Source organism: Rhodococcus sp. NPDC058521, assembly GCF_042719695.1.
Lineage (GTDB): Bacteria > Actinomycetota > Actinomycetes > Mycobacteriales > Mycobacteriaceae > Rhodococcus_F.
On sequence record NZ_JBHXNL010000018.1, the window covers coordinates 1 to 22,427 of the forward strand.

The window sequence follows — 22,427 nt, forward strand, 5'->3', positions numbered from 1 at the left end:
GGTCTCAGGTGCCCACGCTCACCTCCACAGCAGCGTGTCGCACATCTGGGTAGACATCTCGTGTCTCACATGTCCCCAGACTGAACAGAGTCCAGGGACTCGTCAACCACTCACAGGGGTTAGTCGTCTGCGCCGCGCGCAGCGAGGGCTTCGCCCATTGCATCCGCGGTGAGGAGCGTGCTCACGACGACCGGTACTGCGAACGCGCGGAGGGAGTTGCCGAGTCCGCGAGCCTTTCTGGCCTCCGAGACCTGGCGAATGATGCCGGCCAACAGCGGGATGCACCTGACCGTCATCGCCAGCACGAGCGCGACCCGCTCGGGGTTCACCCCGACTCTCCGCAGCGGTGCCAGCCCACGTGTGACGGATACGAGCATGTCGGACACCCGGGTCGTCAGCGTCACCAGCGCTGCAAGCGCCACCGCGAGGAGAAGTGTTCCGCACACGACCACCGCGCGTTGCCAGCCGGTGAAGATCAGCTGGAACACGCCGATGACCAGCAGCATCCACAGCACGGTCCGCAGTTGCGCGAGTGCCGGCCGAATTCCGATGCGCGCGATCGCATATCCCCCGGTCACGATCAGTGTTGCAGGGATCAGGTGCCAGGGTTGCCTGACGAACACGGTCACCGCGACGATCGCCGCGACGAGGAGAAGCATTTTCGGTCCGGCGCCGAGCCTGTGCAGGGCGCTGGAACCGGGTTGATAGATGCCGAGCGGCGTCATCGTTCCCCCTCAGCCGACGAGCGATCTGTAATGGTCGATCGCGGTGGCGGGCTCGGAGTCCGCGACCACTCGACCTTCGTCGACGACGAGTACGCGGTCGAATCCGTCGAGTAGGTCCAGTTGGTGGGTCACCACCACGAGTTGCTGGGGGAGCGCGGCGAAGGTTTCGGCGATGATTTTGGTGTTTCGCAGGTCGAGGAGGGTGGTCGGTTCGTCGGCGACGAGGACGTCGGGATCGGTGACCATGATCGCGGCCAGCGCCAACAGTTGCTTCTGCCCACCGGACAGGAGGTGGGTGGGGTGATCGCGATGACCGGAGAGGTCGAACTGCTCGAGCACCTCGTCGACCCGCTGCGTCCGTTCCTCCTTGGACGAAGAACTCCGGCGTAGCGAGAACTCGATGTCCTCACCGACCGTGGGCATGATGATCTGATGGTTGGGGTCGGTGAACACGAACCCGACCTTCTTGCGAACGTCCCGCCCCTTCTTGCGGGTGTCGAGCCCGTCGACGGTGATCCGGCCGGCGGTCGGGACGACCAGGCCGTTGATCATCCGAGCGAGAGTGGACTTACCGCTGCCGTTCGCGCCGATCACGCCGATTCGGTGTTCGGAGAGTTCGAGGTCGACGTGTTCGAGCACCGCGCGCTCGCCGTACGAGTGTCGAACGTCCTCGAAGCGGATGACGCTCATCGTGCGGGCGCCGCCGAGCCCGAGAGTAGTGCCGGGTATGCGCGGTGAACCTGGGCGGCGACGACAGCCGTGACGATCGCCTTGATCAGGTCGCCGGGCAGGAAGGACGCATTGGCGACGAGGGCGCTCCAGGCAGTGAGGTCGGTGCGGAGCATCATTCCCGCGATTCCGAAGACGTAGAGCACCACGATGCCGCCGAGGGCGTTGATCGCGAACCCGGTGAGCACGCGATAGCGGGGCAGCATGCGATAGGTCAGCCAACCGATCACAGCAACGGCCGGTATCCACCCGATGAGGAATCCGGCGGTCGGCCCGGCGAGGGAAGTGAGGGTGGTCCGCCCACCGGCCAGAATCGGGAGCACCAGGCCGAGCGCGATGACCGTGAGGACCGCGAGGACGCCTTTTCGTGCGCCGAGCAGCGCCCCGGCGAGCATGACACCTAGGCTCTGGAGCGTTATGGGTACCCCCGATGTTCCGAGGTTGATGCTGCCGGGCAGTCCGAGCGCGGCGATGAGTGCCGCGAACACGGCCACCTGCGCCAGGTCACGGACGGTGAATCGGGGGGTCGACGACACGGCTCGCGTGCTCCTGTTCGTGCGGGAGTGAATCTGCAGATGCTACGTCAGCGGGACGGCGCTTCTGCGTGTGACCGTCGTCGCTACCGCATGGGGGTGATCCCTGACCTTTCCCTGATCTTCGTTCTGACCAGGTGCTTTCTCGGGCGCGGCGTGACAGTCTCTAGGTACAGGCAGAAGCGAGTGGAGGGCGAAATCATGTTGTGGAAGATCATTCTGGCCGTGGTGCTGGTGTGGATCGCGCTGGCAGTGATCGGTGCATTGATCAAGGGGCTCTTCTGGCTCGTGGTGGTCGGCGCGATCGTGGCCGGGATCTACATGTTGGTGAAAGCCGTGTCCGGACATGACGAGAAGTCAGGCATCACACGACCTTGAGTGACATGCTCGATCCCATGGAGACGATGCCCGAGGACTGGAACAGGGCCGTGGTGATCGTGGCGCACCCGGACGACATCGAGTACGGGTGCGCCGCGGCGGTCGCACGGTGGACAGCACAGGGCAAGGACGTTCGTTACGTCCTCGCCACCAGCGGTGAGGCCGGTATCGCGGGTCTTCCTCCCGCCGAGTCGGGTCCGCTGCGCGAGGACGAGGAGCGGCGCTCGGCTGCCGTTGTCGGGGTGGACGTCGTCGAATTCCTGGGATTGCCGGACGGACGACTGGAAGGCGGTGTCGAACTCCGTCGAACTCTGGCGGCTGCGATTCGCCGTCACCAGCCGGAATTGGTGGTGACCATGAACTTCGGGGGCACGTGGGGGCCGGGGTATCCGAACAGCGCCGACCATCGAGCACTCGGGCAGGGTGTGTTGGATGCGGCGCAGGATGCCTCGAACGAGTGGATCTTCCCGGAGCTGGCGGAAGCTCCGTGGGGTGGCGTGCGTTGGGTGGCGGTCAACACCTTGACGCCGTCGCACGCTGTGGATGTGTCGGAAACAGTGGAGCGCGCGGTTCAGTCGCTCGCCGAGCACGCTCGTTATCTCGAGGCGCTCAGTGACGAGCCGGTCGAGAAGCAGACGCGTGAACAGGTGGAGATGGTGACCGGGCCCAAGTCGGGTTTCGGGGCGGAGCGGGCGGTCGGCTTCGAGCTCTTCTACGTCGCCTGATTCGACAGGCGGTTCCCTGTGACTGTGCAGCGAACGCCTCCATGCGTTACGCTGTTACACATAATGTCTATTCGTAAAGATGAGGATGTCGCCACGAGCGTCGAGGACCTGATCCTCGACGCGGCTCGTTCGTGCATCCTGGACTTCGGTATCCGCAGAACGACGCTCGCCGAGATAGCCCGCCGTGCGGGTGTCAGCCGTCCTACCGTATATCGACGCTGGTCGGATACTCGAGCGGTAGTCGCAGACCTGATGACCAGGGAGATTGCGGCAGTAATGCCGGTACCTGACCCCACGGCCACGCGGCGGACGCAGTTGGCGGACTCGGCGGTGACCGTCGCAGAACGTATGTGTGCTCATCCGCTCTTCGACAAGATCCTGAAGTTCGACCAGGACATGTTCGGCACCTACGTGTTCGAACGGCTCGGGACCAGCCAGAAAGCGGCGATCGAACTCGTCTCCGCGGGTGTCCTCGCGGGCCAGGACGACGGTTCGATCCGCTCCGGTGACAGTCGGCACATGGCAACGATGTTGTTGCTGATGGTGCAGTCCGTCGTGCAGTCGATGAACATGGTGAGTTCCGAGATGCATATCGACGATGTGCTGACGGAGTTGCGCGCCGCGGTCGACTCCTACCTGGCTCCGGCCAGATGAGCGCACACGAAACTTCGTCGGCCCTCAACGCCGAGCGGCGTTCGCGTGAACTGGCCGAACTGGTCGACGGCTCACCCATCGATGTACTCGTCGTCGGTGGCGGCATCACGGGTGTCGGCATCGCTTTGGATGCAGCCACGCGCGGACTGAGCGTGGCGCTCGCGGAGAAACGTGATCTCGCCTTCGGTACCAGCCGGTGGAGCTCCAAATTGGCGCACGGAGGCCTGCGCTACCTGGCGTCGGGGAATGTCGGTATCGCGCGCGAGAGTGCTGTCGAACGCGGCATTCTGATGACTCGGACCGCGCCCCACCTGGTTCGGGCGATGCCGCAACTCGTACCGCTGCTCCCAGAGACGTCGTTCTTCGGCAAAGCTCTCGTGCGTGTCGGCTTTCTGGCCGGCGACATTCTTCGCGCCAGCGCGAAAACCGCAGCATCCGTTCTTCCTCGGTCACGGACCGTCGGTGCGGCGCGCGCCGCCGAACTCGCCCCCGCCGTCAAGCGGGACGGGCTGCGCGGTGGACTCATGGCATTCGACGGCCAACTGATCGACGACGCGCGTCTTGTCGTGTCGATTGCCCGAACCGCCGCACAGCACGGCGCGAAGATCCTCACGCGCACAGGCGCTTACGACGTGACCGGTTCTTCGGCCACGCTTCGCGACGAACTGACCGGCCAGGAATTCACGGTTCGGCCGCGTATCGTGATCAGCGCTGCTGGTGTGTGGGCCGGCGAGGTCGATCCCGAGATCGGACTGCGGCCCAGCCGGGGTACACACCTGGTGTTGTCCGCCGAGAAGCTGGGTTACCCGACCGCGGCGCTCACCGTCCCGATTCCGGGTGAGACCAATCGATTCGTGTTCGCGCTTCCCGCGCAACTCGGGCGGGTTTATCTGGGATTGACCGACGAGGCGGCCCCGGGGCCGGTGCCCGATGTTCCGATCGCATCCGACGAGGAAATCGACTTCCTTCTGGACACGTTCAACACGGTGTTGGAACGTCCGTTGACCCGTGACGACATCGTCGGCACCTACGCGGGACTGCGTCCACTGCTGGATACGGGAGACGGTTCGACGGCCGATCTGTCCCGCAATCACGCTGTGCTGCACTCGAAGAACGGCGTCATCAGTGTTGTCGGCGGCAAGCTGACCACGTACCGCAAGATGGCGGAGGACGCTGTCGACGAGGCCATTGCGACGGCAAATTTGACCGCCGGGGCGTGCCGTACCCGCAACCTGCCACTGGTGGGCGCAGGTACCGAGGAAGCGTTGGGCGGTGTCGACGCGACCCCCGCTCTCGTGGAGCGATACGGCATGGAGGCTCCCCTCGTCGCCGGATCGAGTTCCGCGGCGAACACTCCGGTTGCGGACGGGATCGACGTGACCCGCGGTGAGTTCGAGTTCGCGGTCACCCACGAGGGTGCGCTCGACGTGGACGACATTCTCGACCGTCGCACGCGACTGGGACTCGTCCCTGCAGACCGTGAGCGGGCGCTCACCGCTGCCCGGGAAGCACTGTCGGCACGCTGACGGGGAGTGTCGGTTGGCTGTCAGGTGGCTTGTGACACTCTGATGTCGTGCGAGTCGCCGTCGTCGCCGGGCCGGACCCCGGGCATGCCTTTCCTGCCATTGCGCTGTGCCTGCGTTTCCTGGACGCCGGCGACGAGCCGATTTTGTTCACGGGCACTCGGTGGTTGGAGCCGGCACGGAATGCGGGACTTCGTGCCGAGCGATTGAAGGGCCTCGCTCCGCGACCGGTCGATGACGATCTGGATGCCGGCGCCCGTATCCACGGGCGTGCTGCACATATCTCCACCGAGTTGCTTCCGGACCTGGAGGGCATCGCGCCGGATCTGGTGGTGTCGGACATTCTCACGGCCGGCGGTGGACTGGCTGCCGAGCGGATGGGTATCCCGTGGGTGGAGTTGTCGCCGCATCCGCTGTATTCGGCGTCGAAAGGCCTGCCGCCCATCGGTAGTGGGCTTGCGCCCGGGGTAGGAATTCGCGGCCGTCTGCGGGACACGATGATGCGCGCGGCCACCGGACGTTCCATTCGCCAGGGATTGCGGCAGAGATCGGATGCTCGCGAAAGCATCGGATTGCCCAGGCGTGATCCGGGTCCCAGGGCGCGATTGATCGCGACTTTGCCGGCGTTGGAGGTCTCGCGCCCGGACTGGCCGGCAGAGGCGCATGTCGTCGGGCCGCTGCTGTGGGAACCGACCGATGCGGTCCTCGATCCGCCGCTGGGAGAAGGTCCGATCGTGATGGTTGCACCGTCCACGGCGGTGACCGGTGCGGAGGGAATGTTCGAGGCGGCGGTCGACGGACTCGACGGCGCGGGCGCTCGGATGATGGCATCGATTCTCGACGGCCGGCCCGACACGGATCTGCCGGACTGGGTGACTGCCGGGCTCGGGCGTCAGGACGACATGCTCAGCCGCGCTTCCGTGATCGTGTGCGGCGGCGGTCACGGGATGCTGGCCAAGGCACTGCTGGCCGGAGTTCCCGCGGTCCTCGTTCCTGGCGGAGGTGACCAATGGGAACTGGCGAATCGGGCGGAGCGGCAGGGGAGTGCGACGATAGTCCGGCCGGCGAGCGCGGACGCGCTGCGAGAGGCGGTCCTGCGCGTCCTCGGTGACGACACCTTCGCGCGGGCGGCTCGGGAGGCATCTCGGACCGGTGTGAATCTCGCAGATCCTGTCACGGTGTGCCGCACTGTTGTGTAGTCCGTTTCCGCCGATGTAACTCAGTCTTCGAGGTAGCCGGTCTCCGGGTCGATCTGGCTCAGGAAGTCGCGGATGGCCTCCCGGTGTTCACTTATCGTGCTCGGTGGGAGGGGAGCGGTCGGGGTATCAGCGCGTTCCCGAATGCTGAAATAGGCAACGTGTTTCGAGCTCGAGAACCCGTAGCCAGGGTTCGGCCCGGATATCCAGTCGTAATCGCAGGTGTCCGGATCTTCCGGCCTTACCGTCACCGTGAAGGTTTCACCGTCGACGAGGAGGGTGCATCGGGATCCATTGTCCGAGCTGCTCATGTGTTCTGCTCTACCCATCCAGGGCGAACGGTCCAGACGATCTCGTCGTCGGCGAGGGTATCGGACGGGTAGCCGGGGCTCGCCAGGTCATCCAGGTAGAGGGTTGCAGCGCGGACGGGGTCTTCGTCTGGTGGCACCTTCCTCAATTCCTCGAAGGCGAGTTCGTACCCGAGACGAGTGTGTGGGTGATCACCGTTTCCGTAGTGTTCGACGACTACCCGGACCACCCCATGTGCGTCGTCCATTTCGATCGACCGAACCCGCATCGAACCGCGAGCTTGCTCGCCGATCAGCCCTCGCAGTAAGGCCGCCGTGAACTGCATCGACCAGGACTCGAATACGGTCGCGTACTCCGGCTCGTATGCGTCCACTGCACCTCCTGGTACACACCGACTGAACACGTCAGCGTGGAACGTATCTCATCGGTACCGGACCACGCACCGGTACCGATGGAAGGGCCGGTACCGTATCGAGTGTGCGTCTGACCGAATTTCACGAACTTGTCCGAGAAGAGTTCGGGCAGGTGCGTGGCGACTCCATGCTGGTCGATCACGTCCTGCTCTCGCTCGGCGGGAAGACTGCGGCGGAGGCCATCGAGGCTGGTCAGGAACCCCGCGAAGTGTGGCGCGAGTTGTGTGCGGAGTTCGACGTTCCCCCGTCGCGGAGATGACGCGCGGCGTGTCGCATCGACGTTCGAGGTGATCGAACACATGTTCGTTTACGCTCGACGTGTCCGGTGATCACGAAAGTTGTCGGTACCGGCTTCTAACCTGACCACAGATCACCGATGAGACTCGAGAATGGGGACGACGATGGCACCACAGGCACACGATCGAGACAAGGCGCTCGACCTGGCGCTGGCGCAGATCGACAAGAACTTCGGCAAGGGTTCGGTGATGCGTCTCGGTGAGGGCGTTCGCCAGCCGATCGCAGTGATTCCGACCGGCTCGATCTCGCTGGATGTCGCGCTCGGCATCGGTGGTCTTCCTCGTGGTCGTGTCGTCGAGATCTACGGTCCGGAATCCTCCGGTAAGACCACGGTTGCACTCCACGCGGTTGCCAACGCGCAGGCCAACGGCGGCATCGCCGCCTTCATCGACGCGGAGCACGCGCTCGATCCCGACTACGCACAGAAGCTCGGTGTCGACACCGACGCGCTTCTCGTGTCCCAACCCGACACCGGTGAGCAGGCCCTCGAGATCGCGGACATGCTGATCCGCTCGGGAGCACTGGACATCCTCGTGGTCGACTCGGTCGCAGCACTCGTACCGCGCGCCGAGATCGAGGGCGAAATGGGTGACAGCCACGTTGGCTTGCAGGCTCGATTGATGAGCCAGGCCCTTCGTAAGATGACGGGCGCACTCAGCAGTTCCGGGACCACCGCGATCTTCATCAACCAGCTGCGCGAGAAGATCGGTGTCATGTTCGGTTCACCCGAAACCACCACCGGCGGTAAGGCACTCAAGTTCTACTCGTCCGTCCGCCTCGACGTCCGTCGCATCGAGACCCTCAAGGATGGCACCGATGCAGTCGGCAACCGCACCCGCGTGAAGGTTGTCAAGAACAAGGTGGCGCCGCCGTTCAAGCAGGCCGAGTTCGACATCCTCTACGGTCAGGGCATCAGCAAGGAAGGCTCCCTCATCGACATGGGTGTCGAGCACGGGTTCATCCGTAAGTCCGGATCTTGGTACACGTACGAGGGCGACCAGCTCGGTCAGGGCAAGGAGAACGCCCGCAAGTTCCTTCTCGAGAACACCGATATTCGCGACGAGATCGAGAAGAAGATCAAAGAGAAGCTCAGTATCGGAGCCGACGTGACGGCAGACGTCGAGGAAGCAGCACCGGTCGAGTTCTGATCCGATGAACAAGTCCACTGGTGAAGGTGGCGGAACAGAGGCGCAGGCAAAGGACGTTTGCCTGCGCCTCTTGACCGACCGGGCCCGCAGCCGAGCCGAACTTGCCGAACGCCTCGAAAAGAAGGGCTTCACCGAAGACGTCGCGCACCGCGTACTCGATCGACTCACCGAAGTGGGCCTGGTCGACGACGCAGACTTCGCCGAGCAATGGGTGCACTCACGACACACCTATTCAGGCCGGGGAAAACGTGCGCTCGCACTCGAGTTGCGCAAGAAGGGTGTCGACCAAGAAGACGCAGCCCGTGCCCTCGACCAGATCAGTGTCGAAGACGAGCGTGAAAAGGCCACCGAACTCGTAGCCCGCAAAATGCGAAGCGTCCCACTCGACGACCGCGAACGCGCCATGCGCAGGCTGGTTGGAATGCTTGCCCGGCGGGGATTTCCGCCGGGCCTCGCATTCGAAGTGGTCAAGGAACAGCTCGCACGAGCGGGCGCCGAAGACTTCTGAACTACCGAGCCGCTGCGTCCACCGTCGCCTGCGCATCAACCGGCCCCTTGCCTTTTCGGCCCGAACGTAACCGCTTCTCGACGCGAGTCGCGAGAAGTGTCAGAGCCGAGTTCAGGATGATCATGATGACGGCGACAACGATCAGGGCCGGCAGGTAGTTGCTGTAGTACGCACCCAACTGCTGACCGGAGCGAACCAACTCGGTGTAGCCGAGCAAATAGCCGAGAGCCGAGTCCTTCAGTGCGACAACCATCTGCGAGATGATTGCGGGCAGCATGGCCGTAATCGCCTGCGGCAGCAGGATCGTGCGCATGACCTGCCCCTTGCGCATACCCACTGCCAGTGCGGCCTCGGACTGCCCCTTGGGCAACGAATTGATGCCCGAGCGGATGATCTCCGCGATCACCGAACCGTTGTACAAAGTGAGTCCGACGATCACAGCGGCGAGGGCCAGATACTTGGACTTGAACACCTCGTACTCCGCAAAGACCTGATACATGAAGATCATCAGGATCAGCACCGGAACCGCTCGGAAGAACTCCACGAACACGCCCGCGACGATGCGGATCGGGCGATGGTCCGACAGGCGGCCGATACCGAGTACGGCGCCGAGAATCAACGCCAGCACGATCGACGCTGCAGCAGCAACGAGAGTGCCTTGGATGCCCGGCAACAGGTAGGTGGTCCAGGACGTCTTCTCGACGAACGGATCCCACTTGTCCGAGGTCAACTGCCCCTTCTCGTCGAGGGCGACGTAGATCAGGTAGCCGATGCCGATGAGGACGGCGACCACCACGACGGAGAAGAAGTTGTAGAGACGGCGAGCTTTCGGGCCCGGTGCGTCGTAGAGAACTGTTGCGCCGGAACTCATCGTGCAATCTCCAAACGCTTGCTGAGGTAGCCGAACAGAAGTCCCATCGGCAGGGTGAGGATCACGAAACCGAGCGCGAAGATGCCACCGACGACGAAGATCGCGGCCTCGTTCTCGATCATCTCCTTCATCAGGAGGGCAGCCTCTGCAACACCGATCACCGCGGCGATGGTGGTGTTCTTCGTCAACGCGATCAGCACGCTGCCGAGCGGAGCGATCACGGTTCGGAATGCCTGCGGCAACACGATCAATCGCAGATTCTGGAAGAACGTGAGCCCCAGCGAGCGGCCGGCCTCAGCCTGCCCGACATGAACCGTGTTGATACCCGACCGCAGTGACTCACAGACGAAGGACGCCGTGTAGACGCTCAGACCGAGCACGGCGAGCCGGAAGTTGTTGTCCACGAGGAACGTCGGTGAACTCGACTGCGCCAACTGGACTCCCATGGTCTGGTACAGACCGAAGGAGCAGAAGACGATGATGAGAGTCAGGGGAGTGTTGCGGAAGATCGTGACGTACGTGGCCGCGAATGCCCGCGCCACCGGAACCGGTGACACCCGCATTCCCGCCAGTATCGTGCCGAGGATCAACGCTCCGACCGCGGACAGCACGGTGAGTTGCACCGTCGTCCAGAATGCGGAGATCAATTGATCGCCGTACTTGCTCAGTAGATCCACGTGCCGTCTCCGTTGTGCTGGCAGTAGGGCTCGTGCCGTGGCGGTCCTTCGATGACCGGAGAACCGCCACGGCCTGACTGGAAAGGATCAGTAGCGGTCGACGGTGGGCGGAGTCGGCATCGGGTAACCGGAAGCGCCGACCGTCTCGTTGAACGCCTTCTCCCACGACCCGTCGGCGATCATTTCCTCGATGGCGTCGTTGATCTTGTCGCGGCTCTCGTCGTCGCCCTTGGCGAGACCGATGCCGTACTTCTCCTCGGTGAACGGTTCGCCGACGACCTTGAACTCACCGGGCGACTGAGCTGCGTAACCGGCGAGAATGATGTCGTCGGTGGTCAAGGCGTCGACTGCACCGTTGCGCAGCGCCTCGACGCACGCCGAGTACGTGTCGTACTCCTGGAGCTGCACATCCTGGGCGTACTCGTCCTTCACCTTCTGTGCGGGAGTCGATCCCGCGACCGAGCACAGCTTCTTACCGCCGTTGAGCGAATCCGGTCCGGTGATGTCCTGGTTGTCGGCACGCACCAGAAGCGACTGCCCGGCAATGAAGTACGGGCCGGCGAAGTCGACCTTGTTCTTACGCTCGTCTGTGATCGAGTACGTTGCGGCGATGTAGTCGACCTCACCGTTCTGAATGACGGTCTCGCGCTGCGCCGACGGCGTTTCCTTGAACTCGATGTTCTGTTCGTTCACGCCGAGCTTGTCCGCGACGTACTTGGCGACCTCGACATCGAAGCCGCTGAACGTGCCGTCCGGGTTGCGCTGGCCGAGGCCCGGCTGGTCGAACTTGATACCCACGACGAGTGAGCCGTTCTCGGCGCTCTGGGTGACGTTACGTTCCTCACCGCCGCCACAGGCTGTCGCGGCAACGGCGAGTGCCATGACGCCGAGGCCCAGGCGCGCAGATCGAGTGATGTTCATCGAGATCCTCCAAAGGACAGTGGGTTGTGGCTGCGGCGGATGAGGCGCAGACCGGTTGTTCGAGCGGGGTGAAGCTCAGTGACTCAGAATCTTTCCGAGGAAGTCCTTGGCACGTTCGGACTTGGGGTTGGAGAAGAAGGTGTTCGGATCGGTGTCTTCCATGATCTGGCCGTCGGCCATGAAGAGGACACGGTCTCCGGCCTTGCGGGCGAAGCCCATCTCGTGGGTGACCACGAGCATCGTCATGCCCTCTTTTGCGAGCGAAGTCATGACGTCGAGGACCTCACCGACCATCTCGGGGTCGAGAGCAGACGTCGGCTCGTCGAACAGCATGACCTTGGGATCCATTGCGAGGGCCCGGGCGATCGCGACGCGCTGCTGCTGTCCGCCCGACAACTGGGCCGGGTACTTGTCCGCCTGATTGGCGATACCGACGCGATCGAGGAGAGCCAACGCACGCTCACGCGCCTCGTCCTTCTTCTTCTTGCGCACCTTCATCGGTGCCAGCATCACGTTCTCGAGGATCGTCTTGTGTGCGAAGAGGTTGAAGGACTGGAAGACCATTCCCACGTCGGCACGCAGCGCCGCGAGCGCCCGTCCCTCTGCCGGCAGTGTCTTTCCGTCCACGTGGATCTCACCGGAGTCGATCGGTTCGAGACGGTTGATGGTCCGGCAGAGCGTCGACTTTCCCGAACCGGAAGGCCCGACCACGATGACGACCTGACCGGCCGGCACCTCCAGGTCGATGTCCTGTAGCACGTGCAGCGAACCGAAGTTCTTGTTCACCGCGCGCATCGAGATCATGGACGAGCTACTGCTCCTCGCGGGCGGTGGTGTCACCGCGTCGGCTTGCGTCATAGTCGGAGACCCTATGTGTTGAGTCCGGACAGATACACCATTTGGTAGCGGTTTCGTCTCGATGTCACGGAAACTTTACGGCGGGCAGCCGGCAGGGGAACGGGGCTGGAAGTGCGGTGGGGGCCGGGCCGTACCCTGGAGGGGTGGACACGATCGACCGAAATACCCGCCGAAGCTACGAGGTGCGCACCCACGGCTGCCAGATGAACGTGCACGATTCGGAACGTTTGTCGGGTCTGCTCGAGGACGCCGGATACACGAAGGCCACCCAGGGGGAGGCTCCAGATCTCGTCGTCTTCAATACGTGCGCCGTCCGTGAGAACGCGGACAACAAGCTCTACGGCAACCTCAGCCAGCTGGTTCCCGCGAAGGAACGCAACCCCGAGATGCAGATCGCTGTGGGCGGATGCCTTGCGCAGAAGGACCGCGATGTCGTCGTGAAGAAGGCGCCGTACGTGGACGTGGTGTTCGGAACCCACAACATCGGTTCGCTGCCCGCACTGCTCGAACGCGCGCGTCACAACCAGCGGGCGGAGGTGGAGATCCTCGAGTCGCTCGAGGCGTTCCCGTCGACTCTTCCCGCGAAACGTGAGTCGGCCTACGCCGGTTGGGTGTCGATCTCGGTCGGATGCAACAACACGTGCACGTTCTGCATCGTGCCTGCTCTGCGCGGCAAGGAAGTGGACCGCCGACCAGGCGACATCCTCGCCGAGGTACAGGCACTCGTGAACGAGGGTGTTCTCGAAGTCACCCTGCTCGGCCAGAACGTCAACGCATACGGGGTGTCGTTCGCGGACCCCGAGCAGCCGCGCGACCGGGGTGCGTTCTCCGCACTTCTTCGGGCTTGCGGCGAGGTCGAGGGACTCGAGCGGGTGCGGTTCACATCGCCCCACCCGGCGGAGTTCACCGACGACGTCATCGAGGCGATGGCCGAGACCCCGAACGTGTGTCCACAACTGCACATGCCGTTGCAGTCGGGTTCCGACCGCGTGCTCAAGGCGATGCGCCGCTCGTACCGCAAATCCCGGTTCCTCGGAATCATCGAGAAGGTGCGCGCCGCCATGCCGGATGCCGCAATCACCACCGACATCATCGTCGGCTTCCCGGGCGAAACCGAAGAGGACTTCCAGGAGACCCTCGACGTGGTGCGGAAAGCCCGTTTCACCAGTGCGTTCACGTTCCAGTACTCGAAGCGGCCCGGCACACCCGCCGCCGACATGGACGAGCAGTTGCCCAAGGCCGTGGTGCAGGAGCGCTACGACCGTCTGCTGGCGCTGCAGGAAGAGATCGCCCTCGACGAGAATCGGAAGCTCGTCGGCAAGGAGGTCGAACTCCTGGTGGCCGCCGGAGAGGGGCGGAAGAACGCCGCCACCGCACGAATGAGCGGACGTGCTCGCGACGGCCGGCTCGTCCACTTCCGCCAGGAAGGCGCCATCGACCGTTCTCTGCGACCCGGTGATCTCGTCACCACCACGGTCACCGCTGCGGCCCCGCACCACCTGGTCGCCGACGGAGAGATCCGAACGCACCGGCGCACCCGCGCAGGTGACTCGTTCGAGAAGGGCATCACACCCAAGACCCCGCCGATCGGGGTCGGCCTCGGACTTCCACAGGTCGGCGCGCCCGACCCACTACCCGCACAGATGGGATGCAGCGCATGAGCGACCAGCGCGGAGACCACGACGCCGATCCCATCGAGGGGTACCGGAAGGATTTCGACGCCGCCGAGCGCAAGGTGGCCGGTGAGATCGATCCAGGTGCGCGTGCAGTCGTGGTCGCGGTGCTCGTGCTGATCCTGCTCGCCTCGCTCAGCCTTCCGCACGCGGGCGGTGCGAACGGATGGGAAGTTCTCGTCGACGGCGACGCCGCCCGCGACGAACTGGTGAAAGTCCCGTCACGCATCTTCGTCGGGTTGGTCGTGGTGTTCGGAGTGATCGCCTCGATGCTCGCGCTCGTCACCCGCAGGTGGGTGCTCGCGTGGGCGGCGCTCGCAGGGTCTGCAGTGTCGGTGGTTCTCGGAATGCTCTCGATCTGGGCCCGGCAGACAGTCCCCACCGATGCAGGACTGTCCGGTCCGGGAATCGGTCTCGTACTCGGGTGGATCGCGGCCATCGTGCTCACGTTCCACTGGCTCAAGGTGGTGTGGAGTCGAACCGCGCTCCAGTTGGCAGCCGAAGAACAGCGCCGCGTCGCTGCCGCCGAAGCGGAGCAACGCGGCGACTGGACCGTCTAGCCGTTCTGCGTTCTAGTCGTTGACGGCGCTCTCGGCGGCCTCTGCCCACTCGCGCCACTGCGCCGCCTGAGCAAGGGCCTTTTCGGCGTCCTTCTGCTTGCCTGCGGCGGTGGCCTTGGCGGCTTGCTCCTCGAACTGCGTGACGCGCTCTCGGAACTGGGCGGCCCTGGCCAGAGCCTCGGGGTCCGTGCGGCGCCACTCGGCGTCGGCGGCTTCGCGCACTCGCTTCTCGATGGCGCGTAACTTCCCTTCGAGATCGTGCATCCGCTCACGCGGGACCTTGCCGATCGCATCCCACTTTTCCTGTAGTTCGCGAAGTGCCGCACGGGCCGCATCGACGTCCTTGGCGGGATCGATGTCGCCCGATTCCTTCAGCAGGGCTTCCTTGGCGATCGCGTTCTGTTCGAACTCGGCGTCACGCTCCGAGGCGACCGCGTTGCGGGCACCGAAGAACACGTCCTGAGCGCCCTTGAACCGTTTCCACAGCGCATCGTCCGCATCGCGAGGGGCGCGGCCCGCAGCTTTCCACTCGGCCATGAGTTCGCGGAACGCCGCCGCAGTGCCACCCCAATCGGTGGAATCGGACATCGACTCGGCTCGCGCGACCAGTTCTTCCTTCTTCTCCCGTGCACTGGCACGTTCACGGTCGAGCTCGGCGAAGTGGGCACCGCGGCGTCGATTGAACGCTTCCCGAGCCTTCGAGTACCGCTTCCAGAGCACGTCGTCCACCTTGCGGTCCACGCCCCGGATGGTCTTCCACTCGTCGAGGATCTCGCGCAGTCGGTCGCCGGCAGCCTTCCACTGTGTGGATTCGGCACCGATCTGTTCGGCCTCGGCGGCGAGCGCCTCCTTGCGAGCAGTGTGTTCCTGCCGCGACTGTTCCTTCTCCTGTTTCGCGTGCTCTGCCGCCACTTCCGACTCGGCGATCACGGTGTCCAACCGTGCGGTGAGCGCTGGAATGTCGCCGATCACCGCGGCAGTGGGGAGCGACTCTGCCAGGGCCACGGCAGCAGCCCTTGTCTTCTTCGCGTCGCCGGCGCCCGAGGTCAGCCGCGCTTCGAGCAGACCTATCTCGGTGGCGAGGTCGTCGAATCGACGACCGAAATGAGCGAGCCCCTCGGCGGCGTCCCCAGCCTGCCAGGAGCCGATCTGCCGTTCCCCCTCGGGTGTCTTGACCCATGCGGTGCCGTCGTCGTCGACGCGGCCGAACTTGCTGGGATCGCTCGTGGCAACGGCGGGGACAGGAGTGGGCGCAATGTGGGCTGCGGCGCCGGGCTTGGGAGCTCCGGGTTTCGGACCGCCGGGCTTGGGTGCTCCGGGCTTGGGCGCGCCAGGCTTGGGGGTGGGAGTGACGTGTGCGTTGTCGGTCATCGGTTCCTCATCTCTGCCGCGCGACACGGCCGCCTGATCGCGTTCCCGCTCCATTCAACCCGGAATGGGTCTTGATCACTATTGAATCAGAGGAGACGGGCAGGGTCCGACCGATCACGGTCCGCTAGCGTTGCCATCGTGTTCGTCGCCGCTGCCCTCGTACCGTCTCCGCCGCTTCTCGTCCCCGAGCTGGCCGGTCGGGGCGTGGGCGAAACAGCGGGGCTGCGGGCCGCTGCGGGCCGTGTCGTGAGTGCACTCGCAGCCGAGTCGACCACGTGGACGGCCATCGGTGTGGGGGCACGAACGGAAGCGTTCAGTTCGCCGGCCAGGGGAACTTTTCGTGGCTACGGCGCGGACGTCGAGGTGTCGTTCGGTGGCGGCTCCGATTCCGAAGTCGACCCGGAACTGCCGTTGGCCGCACTCGTCGCGGGGTGGTTGCGCGGTGCGTACGCCACGAGCGTCGACATGGAGGTGCGACTGTTCACCGAGGCGATGATGCCCGCGGACTGCGTTGCCGAAGGGGAGAGGTTGCGCGGCGCCCTGGACCGGGACGAGCGCCCACGTGGCCTCCTGGTGATCGGAGACGGGGCCAACACGCTCACCCCGAAGGCGCCCGGTGCATTCGACCCGGCCTCCGAACCCGTCCAGGCAAGGATCGATCAGGCACTGGCGGGTGGGCGGTCGGCCCTGCTCGAAGGGCTGGAACCCGACACCGCCCGGAGGTTCGGGATCGGGGGCCGCGTCGCCTGGCAGATCCTGGCAGGGGTGTTCGCAGACGCGGAACCGACCCGAACATCGACCGAGTACACGGGGGCACCGTACGGAGTCGGCTACCACGTGGGGATGTGGTGGCGGTGACGAACGCGGATGCTCGTCCGAGCAACCCGGTCGCGATCGTCGGTCCCACCGCGACGGGAAAGTCGGACCTCGCCCTCGACCTCGCCGAGCATTGGGGCGGCGAGATCGTCAACATCGATGCAATGCAGCTCTACCGCGGAATGGACATCGGAACGGCGAAGCTGCCGCCGAGCGAGCGCCGCGGCATAGCCCATCATCAACTCGACGTCCTGAACGTGACCGAGACGGCCACCGTGGCGACGTATCAAGAGAGCGCGGCCCGTGACGTCGAAGCGATCACGGCGCGCGGTGCGGTGCCCATCATCGTCGGGGGTTCGATGATGTACGTGCAGGCTCTCCTGGACGAATGGGCTTTTCCGGCAACCGATCCCGAGGTTCGCGCCAAGTGGGAGGCGGTCCTGGTCGAAGGTGGTGTGGCCGCGGTACACCGAAAGCTGGCCGAGGTGGATCCCGCTGCCGCCGCATCGATTCTGCCGACCGATGGGCGCCGCATCGTTCGCGCACTCGAAGTGGTGGAGATCACGGGGCAGCCTTTCGCCGCGTCAGCGCCGAAGATCGGCGATCCGCGATGGGGTACCCACATCATCGGCGTCGATCGCGACACCGAGACGCTGGACGAACGTATCCGGCTGCGTACCGAGCTCATGTTCGAGCGGGGTCTCGTCGCGGAGGTACACGAGCTGATCGACGCAGGTCTCCGCGAAGGAGTCACCGCCCAGCGTGCCATCGGATATGCCCAGGTGCTGGCCTACCTGGATGGGGAATACGACCTGCACGAGGCGCGGGAGCGAACCTTCATCGGTACGAGAAGATACGTACGCAGGCAGCGATCCTGGTTTGGTCGTGATCCACGCATCGAATGGGTCGACGGTGACGATCCGCAGCTTCTGACGGCTGCGTTGCAGGCCGACGCGGCCCTGACCCGAAACGCCGTCGAAGGAGACGAATGAGCCGCAGGCAACCAGCTCGACGACCGGCAACGAAGTCCCGGAGCGGTGCAGGAGCGGGGAAGCTTCTCGTCACCACCCGCAATGCCAGGTTCCAGCAGTGGGAGTCGTTCCTGGGCAACCGGACGAAGCGCTCGCGCGCAGGCCGATTCCTCATCCAGGGGGTACGGCCGATCAACGTGGCACTCGAACACGACTGGCCGATCGAGGCACTCCTTCACCGCGTCGGCGGACCGCAGCTGTCGGAGTGGGCGCGAGAACGGACCGAACTCGGCGGCGTCGAACACGTCGGGGTTAGCGCGGGCCTCATGGCGGAACTCGGTGAGAAAGACGGGACCCCGCCGGAGTTGATCGCAGTGGCGAAGACGAGGCATCCCCGACTCCGTGATCTGCGCCCGGGCGAAGACCCCCTCGTGGTTGTGTTCGACCGGCCGAGTTCACCAGGCAACCTGGGAACGCTGATCAGGACGGCGAACGCGTTCGGAGCCGACGCCGTCGTGGTCGTCGGACACGGCGCGGATCCTTACGATCCGCAATCGGTGCGGGCTTCCACCGGGTCCTTGTTCGCGCTTCCGGTGATCACGGTGTCCTCCGTGGAGGAGGTACTGGCCATGCGGGACTCTCTCGGGGAGAACGGCACCGAACTGACCGTCGTCGGGACCGACGAGGACGGTTCGGTTGTGATCGACGATCACGACTTCACCTCTGGCACGCTGCTGGTCGTGGGCAACGAGACGCGCGGAATGAGCGCGGCGTGGAGGCAGGCCTGCGACGTCGTCGTGAACATCCCGATGGGCGGTGCGGCAAGTTCGCTGGGGGCGCCTTCGGCGGGTGCCGTCGGCTTGTACGAAATAGCCAGGCAGCGGCGGCGCGGCGCGGTTCGCGCCACGTAGTTAGGCTGACTGTCATGGATTTCAGCAAGGGGCACGGGACGGAGAACGACTTCGTCGTACTTCCGGACCTCGACGTGCGGATCGATCTGACACCGGAGCGGGTCGCCGCCCTGTGCGATCGCCAGCGTGGGCTCGGTGCGGACGGTGTGCTGCGGGTAGCGCGTGTCGGGGCACTGACGGACGCCGGGGTGCTGCCCGACGTGCCCGACGGTTTGTCGGGCGACGATTGGTTCATGGACTACCGCAACAGCGATGGTTCGATCGCGGAGATGTGCGGCAACGGGGTTCGGGTGTTCGCGCATTACCTCCGTGCAGGCGGTTTCGAGCAGCGAGACGAGTTCGTGGTGGGGTCCCGTGCGGGTGCGCGGCCGGTCACGGTCCACGAGTTCGACAGCTGGGCGGGGGACGTCACCGTCGACATGGGTGTGGTGCACGAGCTCGGCACCAGCACTGCGACAGTCGACGGTCGAGTGTTCACAGGGCTGGGTATCGATGTCGGCAATCCGCATCTGGCGTGCGTCGAGGCGTTGACCGAGACGGCGCTCGGCGCCCTCGACCTCACCGTGTCTCCCGGATTCGATCCGGGGTTCTTTCCCCAAGGCGTGAACATCGAGATTCTCACCCCGTTGGTGGACGGCGCCGTCAGGATGCGCGTCCACGAGCGCGGTGTGGGTGAAACGCGGTCCTGCGGGACCGGTACGGTCGCCGCCGCTGTCGCTGCGTTGCGTCATGAGGGTGCGGGCTCGGGAGACGTGCGCGTGCGAGTGCCGGGTGGTGAAGTGACGGTCGGCTACACGGGCGAGAGAGCCACCTTGCGTGGCCCGTCGCGCCTCGTCGCGACCGGAGTGCTCGACGAGCGCTGGTGGGCACAGCTCGCCTGAGTTCGCCGCAGGTAAAGAAGGTGCACACTGCCGATGATCCGTGGGATCATGGTGGTGTATGACGAACACAGACGAATTCGAACAGTCACCTTCGGTCGGTGAAATGCAACTCGACGACCGCAGTGCGCTGCGGCGCGTTGCCGGACTCTCCACCGAACTCACCGACATCACCGAGGTCGAGTACCGCCAGCTGAGGCTCGAGCGTGTCGTCCTCGTGGGTGTCTGGACCCAGGGATCCGCGGAGCAGGCGGAGTCGAGCATGGCCGAGTTGGCCGCGCTCGCCGAAACCGCGGGATCCGAGGTCCTCGAAGGACTGGTGCAGCGCCGCGACAAACCGGACGCCGCCACCTACATCGGTTCGGGCAAGGCCGAGCAGCTGCGCGAGGTAGTGCTCTCCACCGGTGCCGACACGGTCATCTGCGACGGTGAGCTGACACCCGCACAGCTCACCGCGCTCGAGAAGATCGTGAAGGTCAAGGTCATCGACCGGACCGCGCTGATTCTCGACATCTTCGCCCAGCACGCCACCTCACGCGAAGGTAAGGCGCAGGTGGCGTTGGCGCAGATGGAATACATGCTCCCGCGCCTGCGTGGTTGGGGTGAATCCATGTCGAGGCAGGCCGGCGGTCGTGCCGGCAGCAACGGCGGCGTGGGTCTGCGTGGTCCCGGTGAGACGAAGATCGAAACGGACCGGCGTCGCATCCGCGAACGCATGGCGAAACTGCGCCGCGAGATCAAGGGAATGAAGGCGGCCCGCGACACGAAGCGGACGAGGCGCGTGCGTAGCGAAATCCCGTCCGTGGCCATCGTCGGATACACCAACGCAGGCAAGTCGAGCTTGCTCAACTCGCTGACCGGGTCGGGTGTTCTCGTTCAGAACGCACTGTTCGCAACACTCGACCCCACGTCCCGCCGGGCAGCGCTCGACGACGGCCGCGAGTACATCCTCACCGACACCGTCGGATTCGTGCGGCACCTTCCGACGCAGCTCGTCGAGGCGTTCCGTTCCACGCTCGAGGAGGTCACGGACGCGGATCTGCTGCTGCACGTGGTGGACGGATCCGATCCGCTGCCCACGGATCAGATCAAGGCTGTTCGCGAAGTCGTCACCGATGTCGTTCGTGAGACCGACGCCCCGGCGCCGCCCGAACTGATCGTCGTGAACAAGATCGACTCCGCCGACCCCGTCGCGCTCACCCAGTTGCGTGGACTTCTGCCGGGTGCCGCATTCGTGTCGGCGCGAACAGGTGAGGGCGTCTCCGAGCTTCGGGAGTTGCTGAGCGAGGTTCTGGTGCGGCCGGAGGTAGAGGTCAGCGTCTTGCTGCCGTACACCCGCGGAGACCTCATGGCCCGAATCCATTCCGATGGGCAGATTCTCACCTCGACACACGACGAGGAAGGAACGCGGGTCCGTGCCCGCGTTCCGGAAGCTCTCGCCTCCGCTCTCGTCGAGTACGCACACAGCGCATAGGAGCGCAGCCCGAACATGCACAAGACCGTGCCGCTCCTGTCGGCGTCCCTGGTGTTGCTCGGTGCGGCACCTGCCGCCGCACAATCGACCGACCCGACCGCGCCGGCCTTCGAAACGTTGTGTACACCGGCCGATCCGCGATTGGGCGAGCTCTCCGGCCTGGTCGCGTCGGGCGATCGGCTGTTCGCAATCGGCGACAGTGGCTCGGACGACGCGGTCGCGGTGATGGACACCTCGTGTGCGGTATCGGAATGGATTCCAGTGCCAGTGGATCCGTACGACGTCGAGGACCTGAGTGCGAGAGACGGCGCTCTCTGGTTGAGTGATACCGGCGACAACAACCGTCGTCGTGAGACCGTCGCGCTGACGAGGATGGATCAGGAGTCGGGCGCGGGGGAACTCCATCGGCTGACCTACCCGGACGGCCCACACGACGCCGAGACCTTGCTCCTGCAGCCCGACGGCGTTCCGTTGATCGTGACCAAGGACATTTTGGGCGCCAGCGGGGTCTATCGACCGGTCGGCGGTGCGAGCGTGGACGATCTGGCCACTCCGGGGCCGACACCTCTCGAGAAGATCGGCGACCTCGACGTGTCTGCGACCCAGGAGCCGGGCGCCATCGGCTCGATCATGTTCACCGGCGGCGCCGTGTCGGCCGACGGGAAAGTTGCTGCGGTGCGGAGCTACTCGGACGTCTATCTGTTTCCGGTGTCGGACGGCGAGGTGGGGGAGGCTCTCACCACAGTCGAGCCGGTGCGGGTCCCGTTGCCCACCGAGCCGCAGGGCGAAGCCGTGGCCTTCACCGAGGACGGCGATCTGTTGATCGCCTCGGAAGCCAATGGCGGACCACTGCCGCCGGTCCAAATACTGCGCGGAGCGGTCGATTTCGTGGCCGGACCGGACTCCGGCGACACCGATCCGGACGCCTCTGCCGTTACCGAATCGGCGACAGCGTGGGCTGCGGGTGGAGTTGTCGTAGTCGCCGGCGTACTCGGATGGATTCTCGTGCGCCGACGGCAACGGTCGCGCTGGACCTGAATCAGGCGTCGAGGTTGGCCGCCACGAGCGCGGCGACCTTGTCGAGAGTCTCTGCGTCCTCGGTCTCCACGATGACCTCGGTGCCCTGCGTTGCGCCGAGAGTCATGATCAACAGGGCCGATCCGGCGTCCACCGGTTCACCGTCGGCGACTGCGAGAGTGACGGGTACACCGGATTCGGCGACTGCGTCGGCGATCACGGCGGCGGGGCGTGCATGCAAGCCGATCGACGAACCGACGGCAACGGTCTTGTTGGGCATGGTGTTCTCCT

General features: G+C 65.0%; 27 protein-coding genes. 16 read left to right on the forward strand and 11 right to left on the reverse strand.

Annotated features, from left to right (window positions below; translation table 11 throughout):
* Nucleotides 1–119: 119 nt before the first annotated feature.
* The 3 genes from ACFWO3_RS20445 to ACFWO3_RS20455 are packed head-to-tail and all read right to left on the reverse strand — an operon-like array spanning nt 120 to nt 1,990.
* Nucleotides 120–725 carry an energy-coupling factor transporter transmembrane component T family protein gene (locus tag ACFWO3_RS20445; RefSeq protein WP_378581162.1) on the reverse strand — a complete coding sequence of 202 codons (606 nt, stop codon included), beginning with the start codon at nt 723–725 and terminating at the stop codon, nt 120–122.
* A gap of 9 nt (nt 726–734) precedes the next feature.
* Entirely contained in the window at nt 735–1,415 is a 681-nt protein-coding gene (locus tag ACFWO3_RS20450) for an energy-coupling factor ABC transporter ATP-binding protein (protein WP_378581163.1), read from the reverse strand.
* On the reverse strand, nt 1,412–1,990 hold the full coding sequence (locus tag ACFWO3_RS20455) for a biotin transporter BioY (protein ID WP_378581165.1): 579 nt from the start codon (nt 1,988–1,990) through the stop codon (nt 1,412–1,414). Before ACFWO3_RS20455 ends, ACFWO3_RS20450 begins: the two co-directional genes overlap by 4 nt.
* A 198-nt stretch (nt 1,991–2,188) precedes the next feature.
* Here ACFWO3_RS20455 and ACFWO3_RS20460 point away from each other — a divergent pair, with 198 nt between their 5' ends.
* The 5 genes from ACFWO3_RS20460 (at nt 2,189) to ACFWO3_RS20480 (ending at nt 6,466) form a co-directional block, all read left to right on the forward strand.
* Nucleotides 2,189–2,365 carry a hypothetical protein gene (locus tag ACFWO3_RS20460; RefSeq protein WP_378581166.1) on the forward strand — a complete coding sequence of 59 codons (177 nt, stop codon included), beginning with the start codon at nt 2,189–2,191 and terminating at the stop codon, nt 2,363–2,365.
* Nucleotides 2,366–2,382: 17 nt separating this feature from the next.
* Entirely contained in the window at nt 2,383–3,090 is a 708-nt protein-coding gene (locus ACFWO3_RS20465; protein ID WP_378581325.1) for a PIG-L deacetylase family protein, read from the forward strand.
* Between the two features lie 63 nt (nt 3,091–3,153).
* Nucleotides 3,154–3,744, forward strand: a complete 591-nt coding sequence (locus ACFWO3_RS20470) for a TetR/AcrR family transcriptional regulator (RefSeq protein WP_378581168.1) — start codon at nt 3,154–3,156, stop codon at nt 3,742–3,744.
* Entirely contained in the window at nt 3,741–5,270 is a 1,530-nt protein-coding gene (locus ACFWO3_RS20475) for a glycerol-3-phosphate dehydrogenase/oxidase (RefSeq protein ID WP_378581170.1), read from the forward strand. The genes ACFWO3_RS20470 and ACFWO3_RS20475 overlap by 4 nt, the downstream gene beginning before the upstream one ends.
* Before the next feature lie 47 nt (nt 5,271–5,317).
* Complete coding sequence (locus ACFWO3_RS20480; protein ID WP_378581172.1) at nt 5,318–6,466, forward strand: glycosyltransferase; 1,149 nt, start codon at nt 5,318–5,320, stop codon at nt 6,464–6,466.
* A 20-nt stretch (nt 6,467–6,486) separates the two neighbouring features.
* Here the strand turns inward: ACFWO3_RS20480 and ACFWO3_RS20485 are convergent, their stop codons facing one another.
* Together ACFWO3_RS20485 and ACFWO3_RS20490 are read right to left on the reverse strand one after the other, a co-directional pair.
* A complete protein-coding gene (locus tag ACFWO3_RS20485) occupies nt 6,487–6,774 on the reverse strand; it encodes a hypothetical protein (RefSeq protein WP_378581174.1) in 288 nt (95 codons plus the stop codon).
* Complete coding sequence (locus ACFWO3_RS20490; RefSeq protein WP_378581176.1) at nt 6,771–7,145, reverse strand: hypothetical protein; 375 nt, start codon at nt 7,143–7,145, stop codon at nt 6,771–6,773. Before ACFWO3_RS20490 ends, ACFWO3_RS20485 begins: the two co-directional genes overlap by 4 nt.
* A gap of 104 nt (nt 7,146–7,249) precedes the next feature.
* Here ACFWO3_RS20490 and ACFWO3_RS20495 point away from each other — a divergent pair, with 104 nt between their 5' ends.
* The 3 genes from ACFWO3_RS20495 to recX all read left to right on the forward strand — a co-directional run bounded on the left by ACFWO3_RS20495 (nt 7,250) and on the right by recX (nt 9,138).
* Nucleotides 7,250–7,444, forward strand: a complete 195-nt coding sequence (locus ACFWO3_RS20495; RefSeq protein ID WP_378581178.1) for a DUF3046 domain-containing protein — start codon at nt 7,250–7,252, stop codon at nt 7,442–7,444.
* Nucleotides 7,445–7,586: 142 nt separating this feature from the next.
* Nucleotides 7,587–8,630 carry a recombinase RecA gene (gene recA, locus ACFWO3_RS20500; RefSeq protein WP_378581179.1) on the forward strand — a complete coding sequence of 348 codons (1,044 nt, stop codon included), beginning with the start codon at nt 7,587–7,589 and terminating at the stop codon, nt 8,628–8,630.
* 4 nt (nt 8,631–8,634) lie between these two features.
* Nucleotides 8,635–9,138 (forward strand): recombination regulator RecX, encoded by a 504-nt coding sequence (gene recX / locus ACFWO3_RS20505; RefSeq protein ID WP_378581181.1) that lies wholly within the window; start codon nt 8,635–8,637, stop codon nt 9,136–9,138.
* 1 nt (nt 9,139) lies between these two features.
* On the opposite strand, the gene ACFWO3_RS20510 is transcribed toward recX, so the two are convergent.
* From ACFWO3_RS20510 to ACFWO3_RS20525, 4 genes are all read right to left on the reverse strand, one after another.
* Complete coding sequence (locus tag ACFWO3_RS20510; protein WP_378581183.1) at nt 9,140–10,009, reverse strand: amino acid ABC transporter permease; 870 nt, start codon at nt 10,007–10,009, stop codon at nt 9,140–9,142.
* A complete protein-coding gene (locus ACFWO3_RS20515; protein ID WP_378581184.1) occupies nt 10,006–10,686 on the reverse strand; it encodes an amino acid ABC transporter permease in 681 nt (226 codons plus the stop codon). Before ACFWO3_RS20515 ends, ACFWO3_RS20510 begins: the two co-directional genes overlap by 4 nt.
* Nucleotides 10,687–10,773: 87 nt before the next feature.
* On the reverse strand, nt 10,774–11,607 hold the full coding sequence (locus ACFWO3_RS20520) for a glutamate ABC transporter substrate-binding protein (protein ID WP_378581186.1): 834 nt from the start codon (nt 11,605–11,607) through the stop codon (nt 10,774–10,776).
* Nucleotides 11,608–11,682: 75 nt separating this feature from the next.
* Nucleotides 11,683–12,411 carry an amino acid ABC transporter ATP-binding protein gene (locus tag ACFWO3_RS20525; protein WP_378581327.1) on the reverse strand — a complete coding sequence of 243 codons (729 nt, stop codon included), beginning with the start codon at nt 12,409–12,411 and terminating at the stop codon, nt 11,683–11,685.
* 197 nt (nt 12,412–12,608) lie between these two features.
* Between ACFWO3_RS20525 and miaB the strand changes: the two genes are divergently transcribed.
* Nucleotides 12,609–14,126: a tRNA (N6-isopentenyl adenosine(37)-C2)-methylthiotransferase MiaB gene (gene miaB, locus ACFWO3_RS20530; RefSeq protein ID WP_378581188.1), complete on the forward strand. Its 1,518-nt coding sequence runs from the start codon at nt 12,609–12,611 to the stop codon at nt 14,124–14,126.
* On the forward strand, nt 14,123–14,698 hold the full coding sequence (locus ACFWO3_RS20535; protein WP_378581189.1) for a hypothetical protein: 576 nt from the start codon (nt 14,123–14,125) through the stop codon (nt 14,696–14,698). The genes miaB and ACFWO3_RS20535 overlap by 4 nt, the downstream gene beginning before the upstream one ends.
* Nucleotides 14,699–14,710: 12 nt before the next feature.
* Here ACFWO3_RS20535 and ACFWO3_RS20540 read toward each other — a convergent pair whose 3' ends face one another.
* Entirely contained in the window at nt 14,711–16,069 is a 1,359-nt protein-coding gene (locus tag ACFWO3_RS20540) for a DUF349 domain-containing protein (protein WP_378581190.1), read from the reverse strand.
* A 138-nt stretch (nt 16,070–16,207) separates the two neighbouring features.
* Between ACFWO3_RS20540 and ACFWO3_RS20545 the strand changes: the two genes are divergently transcribed.
* From ACFWO3_RS20545 to ACFWO3_RS20570, 6 genes are read left to right on the forward strand one after another with little or no spacing between them, the layout of a single operon-like run.
* Nucleotides 16,208–16,927, forward strand: a complete 720-nt coding sequence (locus ACFWO3_RS20545) for a hypothetical protein (RefSeq protein ID WP_378581192.1) — start codon at nt 16,208–16,210, stop codon at nt 16,925–16,927.
* A complete protein-coding gene (miaA, locus tag ACFWO3_RS20550) occupies nt 16,924–17,877 on the forward strand; it encodes a tRNA (adenosine(37)-N6)-dimethylallyltransferase MiaA (RefSeq protein WP_378581193.1) in 954 nt (317 codons plus the stop codon). Before ACFWO3_RS20545 ends, miaA begins: the two co-directional genes overlap by 4 nt.
* Complete coding sequence (locus tag ACFWO3_RS20555) at nt 17,874–18,767, forward strand: TrmH family RNA methyltransferase (RefSeq protein WP_378581195.1); 894 nt, start codon at nt 17,874–17,876, stop codon at nt 18,765–18,767. The genes miaA and ACFWO3_RS20555 overlap by 4 nt, the downstream gene beginning before the upstream one ends.
* Nucleotides 18,768–18,781: 14 nt before the next feature.
* Complete coding sequence (gene dapF, locus ACFWO3_RS20560; RefSeq protein ID WP_378581197.1) at nt 18,782–19,648, forward strand: diaminopimelate epimerase; 867 nt, start codon at nt 18,782–18,784, stop codon at nt 19,646–19,648.
* A gap of 58 nt (nt 19,649–19,706) precedes the next feature.
* Complete coding sequence (gene hflX / locus ACFWO3_RS20565; protein WP_378581199.1) at nt 19,707–21,119, forward strand: GTPase HflX; 1,413 nt, start codon at nt 19,707–19,709, stop codon at nt 21,117–21,119.
* Between the two features lie 15 nt (nt 21,120–21,134).
* Nucleotides 21,135–22,157, forward strand: coding sequence for a hypothetical protein (locus tag ACFWO3_RS20570; RefSeq protein ID WP_378581201.1), 1,023 nt, complete (start codon nt 21,135–21,137; stop codon nt 22,155–22,157).
* A 1-nt stretch (nt 22,158) separates the two neighbouring features.
* Here ACFWO3_RS20570 and ACFWO3_RS20575 read toward each other — a convergent pair whose 3' ends face one another.
* Nucleotides 22,159–22,416, reverse strand: a complete 258-nt coding sequence (locus ACFWO3_RS20575; RefSeq protein ID WP_378581203.1) for an HPr family phosphocarrier protein — start codon at nt 22,414–22,416, stop codon at nt 22,159–22,161.
* Nucleotides 22,417–22,427: the final 11 nt, after the last annotated feature.

Excerpts from the sequence above, each read along its gene's own strand:
- ACFWO3_RS20510 (WP_378581183.1), bottom strand. The coding sequence starts at position 10,009 with ATGAGTTCCGGCGCAACAGTTCTCTACGACGCACCGGGCCCGAAAGCT.
- ACFWO3_RS20445 (WP_378581162.1), bottom strand. The coding sequence starts at position 725 with ATGACGCCGCTCGGCATCTATCAACCCGGTTCCAGCGCCCTGCACAGG.
- ACFWO3_RS20555 (WP_378581195.1), top strand. The coding sequence starts at position 17,874 with ATGAGCCGCAGGCAACCAGCTCGACGACCGGCAACGAAGTCCCGGAGC.
- ACFWO3_RS20485 (WP_378581174.1), bottom strand. The coding sequence starts at position 6,774 with ATGAGCAGCTCGGACAATGGATCCCGATGCACCCTCCTCGTCGACGGT.
- ACFWO3_RS20465 (WP_378581325.1), top strand. The coding sequence starts at position 2,383 with ATGGAGACGATGCCCGAGGACTGGAACAGGGCCGTGGTGATCGTGGCG.
- ACFWO3_RS20535 (WP_378581189.1), top strand. The coding sequence starts at position 14,123 with ATGAGCGACCAGCGCGGAGACCACGACGCCGATCCCATCGAGGGGTAC.
- ACFWO3_RS20475 (WP_378581170.1), top strand. The coding sequence starts at position 3,741 with ATGAGCGCACACGAAACTTCGTCGGCCCTCAACGCCGAGCGGCGTTCG.
- recX (WP_378581181.1), top strand. The coding sequence starts at position 8,635 with ATGAACAAGTCCACTGGTGAAGGTGGCGGAACAGAGGCGCAGGCAAAG.
- ACFWO3_RS20570 (WP_378581201.1), top strand. The coding sequence starts at position 21,135 with ATGCACAAGACCGTGCCGCTCCTGTCGGCGTCCCTGGTGTTGCTCGGT.
- ACFWO3_RS20525 (WP_378581327.1), bottom strand. The coding sequence starts at position 12,411 with ATGATCTCGATGCGCGCGGTGAACAAGAACTTCGGTTCGCTGCACGTG.
- ACFWO3_RS20470 (WP_378581168.1), top strand. The coding sequence starts at position 3,154 with ATGTCTATTCGTAAAGATGAGGATGTCGCCACGAGCGTCGAGGACCTG.
- ACFWO3_RS20450 (WP_378581163.1), bottom strand. The coding sequence starts at position 1,415 with ATGAGCGTCATCCGCTTCGAGGACGTTCGACACTCGTACGGCGAGCGC.
- ACFWO3_RS20575 (WP_378581203.1), bottom strand. The coding sequence starts at position 22,416 with ATGCCCAACAAGACCGTTGCCGTCGGTTCGTCGATCGGCTTGCATGCA.
- hflX (WP_378581199.1), top strand. The coding sequence starts at position 19,707 with ATGACGAACACAGACGAATTCGAACAGTCACCTTCGGTCGGTGAAATG.
- ACFWO3_RS20540 (WP_378581190.1), bottom strand. The coding sequence starts at position 16,069 with ATGACCGACAACGCACACGTCACTCCCACCCCCAAGCCTGGCGCGCCC.
- ACFWO3_RS20460 (WP_378581166.1), top strand. The coding sequence starts at position 2,189 with ATGTTGTGGAAGATCATTCTGGCCGTGGTGCTGGTGTGGATCGCGCTG.
- recA (WP_378581179.1), top strand. The coding sequence starts at position 7,587 with ATGGCACCACAGGCACACGATCGAGACAAGGCGCTCGACCTGGCGCTG.
- ACFWO3_RS20520 (WP_378581186.1), bottom strand. The coding sequence starts at position 11,607 with ATGAACATCACTCGATCTGCGCGCCTGGGCCTCGGCGTCATGGCACTC.
- dapF (WP_378581197.1), top strand. The coding sequence starts at position 18,782 with ATGGATTTCAGCAAGGGGCACGGGACGGAGAACGACTTCGTCGTACTT.